At 75.5% G+C, this 5,018-nt stretch carries 1 protein-coding gene; it reads right to left on the bottom strand.

Annotated features, from left to right (window positions below):
- The coding region (locus tag ACFYWQ_RS43555; protein ID WP_389526434.1) for a beta-ketoacyl synthase N-terminal-like domain-containing protein at nucleotides 1-4,646 on the bottom strand (4,646 nt) is incomplete at its 3' end.
- Between the last annotated feature and the right edge of the window lie 372 nt (nucleotides 4,647-5,018).

Here is a 5,018-nt window from a genome sequence, read left to right as displayed (position 1 = left end):
ACCACCTCCCTCAACGGCCGCTCCAACCCCGCATCCACCTGCCCACACACCTCGTCGAACACCGCCGCGAACTCCGGCACCGACCCGTACAACTCCCGCCCCATCCCCCACCGCTGCGCCCCCTGCCCCGTGAACACGAAGGCGAGGCCCGCGGGGCCGCCGGGTGCGTGGCCGGTGATCAGCTCGGGGCCCGCGGAACCGGAGGCCAGGGCGGCGAGCTGCTCCAGCAGCCCGTCCCTGTCCCCGGCGACGGCCACGGCCCGGTGTTCGAACGCCGTTCGCGTCGTGGCCAGCGAGAGACCGACGTCGGCCGGACGCACCCGCGGGTGTTCCACGACGAAGTCGTGCAGGCGGCGGGCCTGGGCCCGTACGGCGTCCGCCGAACGCCCCGACACCACCCACGGCAGCACCGCCGGACCATCCGGCACGGGCTCGGCGGCCGGGGCCTCGGTCGCGGGCGCCTCCTCCAGCACGACGTGTGCGTTGGTGCCGCTGATGCCGAAGGAGGAGACGGCGGCGCGGCCGGGGCGGTCCCCGGCGTGCGGCCAGGGCCGTTCGTCCGTGAGGAGCTCCACCGTGCCGGCGCTCCAGTCGACGTGCGGGGTGGGCGCGTCGACGCCGAGCGTCCTGGGCAGCACGCCGTGCCGCATCGCCTGGACCATTTTGATCACGCCGCCGACGCCCGCGGCGGCCTGGCTGTGCCCGATGTTGGACTTCAGGGACCCCAGGTACAGCGGACGGCGGCCCTCGCGGTCGCTGCCGTACGTCGCGATGATCGCCTCGGCCTCGATGGGGTCGCCGAGGCGGGTGCCGGTGCCGTGGGCCTCGACGACGTCCACGTCGGCCGGAGCGAGCCGGGCGTCGGCCAGGGCCTCGCGGATGACGCGTCGCTGGGCGGTGCCGTTGGGGGCGGTGAGCCCGTTGGAGGCACCGTCCTGGTTGACGGCCGTACCGCGGACGACGGCGAGCACCCGGTGTCCGTGGCGGCGGGCGTCGGAGAGCCGCTCCACCACGAGCATGCCCGCGCCCTCGGCCCAGGCGGTGCCGTCCGCGGCGGCCGCGAAGGGCTTGCACCGGCCGTCGGGGGCCAGCCCGCGCTGCCGGGAGAACTCCAGGAACATGCCGGGCGTGGCCATCACCGTCACGCCGCCGACCAGGGCGAGCGTGGACTCCCCGGAACGCAGGGAGCGCACCGCGGTGTGCAGCGCGACGAGGGACGACGAGCAGGCCGTGTCGAGGGTGACGGCCGGCCCGTTCAGGCCGAGCTGGTAGGCCACGCGGCCGGACATGACGCTGGCCGTGCTGCCGGTGAGCACATGTCCCTCGACGTCCCGGGAGGCCTCGTGCATACGGGGGCCGTAGTCGGGGGCCATCGCGCCGACGAAGACGCCGGTGCGGCTGCCCCGCAGGGACCTCGGGTCGAGCCCGGCGCGTTCCACGGCCTCCCAGGCGGTCTCCAGCAGCAGTCGCTGCTGCGGGTCCATGGCCAGCGCGTCCCGCGGGGAGATGCCGAAGAAGGCAGCGTCGAACTCGCCGACGCCCCGCAGGAATCCGCCGTGGCGCACATAGGTGCGTCCCGGCCGCTCGGGGTCCGGGTCGTACAGGCCGTCGCTCCAGCCCCGGTCCGCGGGGAAGGCGGAGATGACGTCGCGGCCCTCGGCGACGACCCGCCACAGGTCGTCGGGCGAGGAGACGCCTCCCGGGTACCGGCACGCCATGCCGACGATGGCGATCGGTTCGTGGCCGGCGGCCGGTTCGTGCCCCGTGGCCGGTTCGTGCCCCGTGGCCGGTTCGTGGCGCGCGGCGTCGTCGGCCGCCGCGGTCGTGGGTGCCGGTTCTTCTTCGGGCTGCCCGGCCGCCTCGGCCTGAGCGGCCTCGATGTAGTGTGCCACCGCCTCGGGGGTGGGGTGGTCGTACAGCAGCGAGGCGGGCAGGCGCAGACCGGTGGCCTCGGCGAGGCGGTTGCGCACCTCGAGCGCGGCCTGCGACTCCAGGCCGAGGTCCTTGAAGGCCCGGCCCAGGTCGGCGGGGCCGAGCCGCTCGTCCTCCAGCGCGGCCGCCGCGTGGGTGAGGACCAGCCGCGCCAGCTCCCTGCTGTTCCGGCGGGGCCGGCGCGGGCCCGCCGGAACGGGGGTGCCGACCGGGAGGGGCTGCTCGGCGGGGCCCGGTTCCGTGCGGCGGGGCGGTTCCGGCAGCCAGTGGCTGCGGCGGCGGAACGCGTACGTCGGCAGGTCCACACGGCGCGCGCCGCTGCCGTCGAACAGCCGCCGCCAGTCGACCGGGAGTCCCTGGACGTACGCCTCGGCCAGTGACGTCATGAACCGGCGCCGGTCGTCGCCCCGGCGCAGCGACCCCACGACGGCGCAGGACCGGTCGAGTTCCTCGGCCGTGCGCAGCAGCTCCGCCGCCAGCACGGGATGGCCCGAGACCTCCACGAAGACGGCGTCGCCGTCGGCCAGCACGGAGTGCAGCGCGCCCGGGAGGCCCTCGTCGCCCGCCAGATGGCACGGCAGGGCATCCGGCCGCGGCTCCACTCCGGCGGGTTCCCACGTTCCGGACACCACCGCGTGGGCGGCGTCCCGGAGGGAGAGGAGTCCGGCGACGCAGGCGGCCGCCGGTCCGCCGCCGGCCAGACCCACCACCGCGTCGGGCGTCACGCCGAAGGAGCGCCAGGTCTCGGCCAGCGCCACCGTCAGGGCGAACGCCAGCGGCGCCGCCGCCCGCGACAGGCCGTCCTCGGGCACCTTCTCGGCGCCGCGCACCACGGCGTCCAGGTCCCAGTCGACGAACTCGGCCAGGACGCGCGCGCATTCCGCCACGTGCGCGGCGAAAACCGGTGAGGCGCCGTGGAGGCGGGTCGCCGTCTCCGTCCACCGCTCGCCGGTACCGTCGCCGTCGCCGGGCACGACGAAGACCACGCGGCGGTCGTCCGGCCGCAGGACGGGCCCCACCAGGGCGTGGCCCTCGGCCACCTCCCGGAGCGCGGCGAGCAGTTCGGCACGCTCGCCGCCGAGCGCGACCGCGCGGTGGGCGAACTCGGTGCGCCCGGTCACCAGCGACCAGCCGATGTCCCGCGGCGACAGGTCGGGCCGGCTCTCCGCATGCGCGAGCAGGGCCGCCGCCTGCCCGCGGAGCGCGTCGGGCGTGCGGGCCGACACCACCCAGGCGACCGTCGGGAGACCCTCGTCCGCGTCACCCGCGGCACCCGCGGCACCCGCGGCACCCGCGGCACCCGCGTTCCCCGCGGTCTCGGGGGTGGGCGGGGCCTCCTCGACGACGACGTGGCAGTTGGTCCCGCCCGCGCCGAGCGAGCTCACCCCGGCCACCAGGGGGCGGTCGGGGAAGGGCCAGGACTCGAGCCGGTCCGGCACCGGGGACTGCGGGGTCGCCGGGGACCCCGTGATCTTCGCGGTCTTCGCGGTCTTCGCGGCCTCCGGGGTCTCCGGGGCCTCCGCAGTCTCCGAGGCCACTGGGGTCTCCGAGGTCTCCGGGTACCCCAGCGCCACCCGGGTCTCCGGCGCGACCCGCCCGTCGGCGGGGCCAGGTCGTCCAGGGGTCGGCGGGAGGGCGCGGTGGCGCATGCTCAGCAGCACCTTGAGGACGCCGACGACGCCCGCCGCGCTCTCCAGGCGCCCCAGGTCCGTCCGCACCGAACCCACGGCCGGCCAGCCGCCCCCGTCAGGGCCGACCCCGTCACAGCCGCCGCCGTCACGGCCGTCACCATCACGACCGCCGCCGACACGGGCGCCGTCGCCGCCGATCACGGCGCCGAGCGCCGCGGCCTCGACCGGGTCGTCGCTGGGTGCGCCCGTCCCGTGCAGTTCCAGGTACTGGAGCGCCTCCACCGGGACGCCGGCCCGCTCGCAGGCGACGCGCAGAACCTCCTCCTGCGCCCGGGTGGACGGCACGGCGGACCCGTCGACGGCGCCGTCGTGACGGACCGCGCTGCCGCCGATCACGCCGTGGATCCGGTCACCGTCCGCGAGGGCCCGGTCGAGCGGTTTGAGGACGACGACGGCGGCGGCACCCTCGGCGCCCACGCCGCCCGTGGAGCCGTCGGTCCGGGCGCCGGGCACCTGCCCGGCGAGGAGATCGAGGTGCACTCCGGCGACGACGGCCGCGGTGGACTCACCGCTGTGCAGGCTCTCGCAGGCCAGGTGCAGGGCGACCAGCGAGGAGGACTGGGCGGTGTCCACGGTGAGGCTCGGACCGGTGAGGCCCAGGGTGCGGGAGACACGGTTGGCGAGCATGCCCCGGTCGAGGCGGGCGCCGTCGGCCTCGCCGCCGCCGCGGGCGACGAGAGCGGCGTAGTCGTCCCGGGAGGCGCCGACGAAGACGCCCGTCCGGCTGCCGCGCAGCGCGTCCGGCCGGACGGCCGCGTCCTCCAGGGCCTCCCAGACGAGTTCCAGCACCAGCCGCTGCCGCGGATCGACGGCGGCGGCCTCGCTCGGGGACATGCCGAAGAACTCGGCGTCGAACAGGTCGACACCCTCCAGGTGCCCGCCCCGCCCCTCCCGGACCGCGGTCCCGCCCGTGCGCAGAAGGCGCCAGAAAGCCCCGGGGGCGGCCGCGCCCGGAAGCCGGCAGGACAGGCCGACGACCGCTGTTCTCTCGCCCCGGAATTCGCTGCCCGACTGTGCCTGCATCGCTAATATCCCCCAACGAGGACAACGCCTCGAATTCAGCGGATCACATTCGCGTAAAGACTAAACAGACGCGGGTCACGACCCGGTAATCGCAGCCTCCGGTCAGCCGGAGAGCGGTCCGTTACCGCCCGATTCCCGCCGCACAAGAAACAGGAAAACCCACGTCAGGGCCTACACCGCGGCGCGAGTTCGGGCGGTGTGAGCCGTCGATTGACGACAGATGTGCACACCCGATTAATCTCTGTCTTCAATTCGGCGAATTGCGTCGCACTACACGGGAGGTATGGGTCGTGGATCTGGAGTATGCGGGGAAGTCGGTGGTGGTGACGGCCGCGGGTCGGGGGATCGGGCTGGCGGTGGTGCGTGCGTTGT

This window comes from Streptomyces sp. NPDC003247 (genome assembly GCF_042888135.1).
Classification (GTDB): domain Bacteria; phylum Actinomycetota; class Actinomycetes; order Streptomycetales; family Streptomycetaceae; genus Streptomyces.
This window is presented reverse-complemented; position numbering and strand designations above follow the sequence as displayed.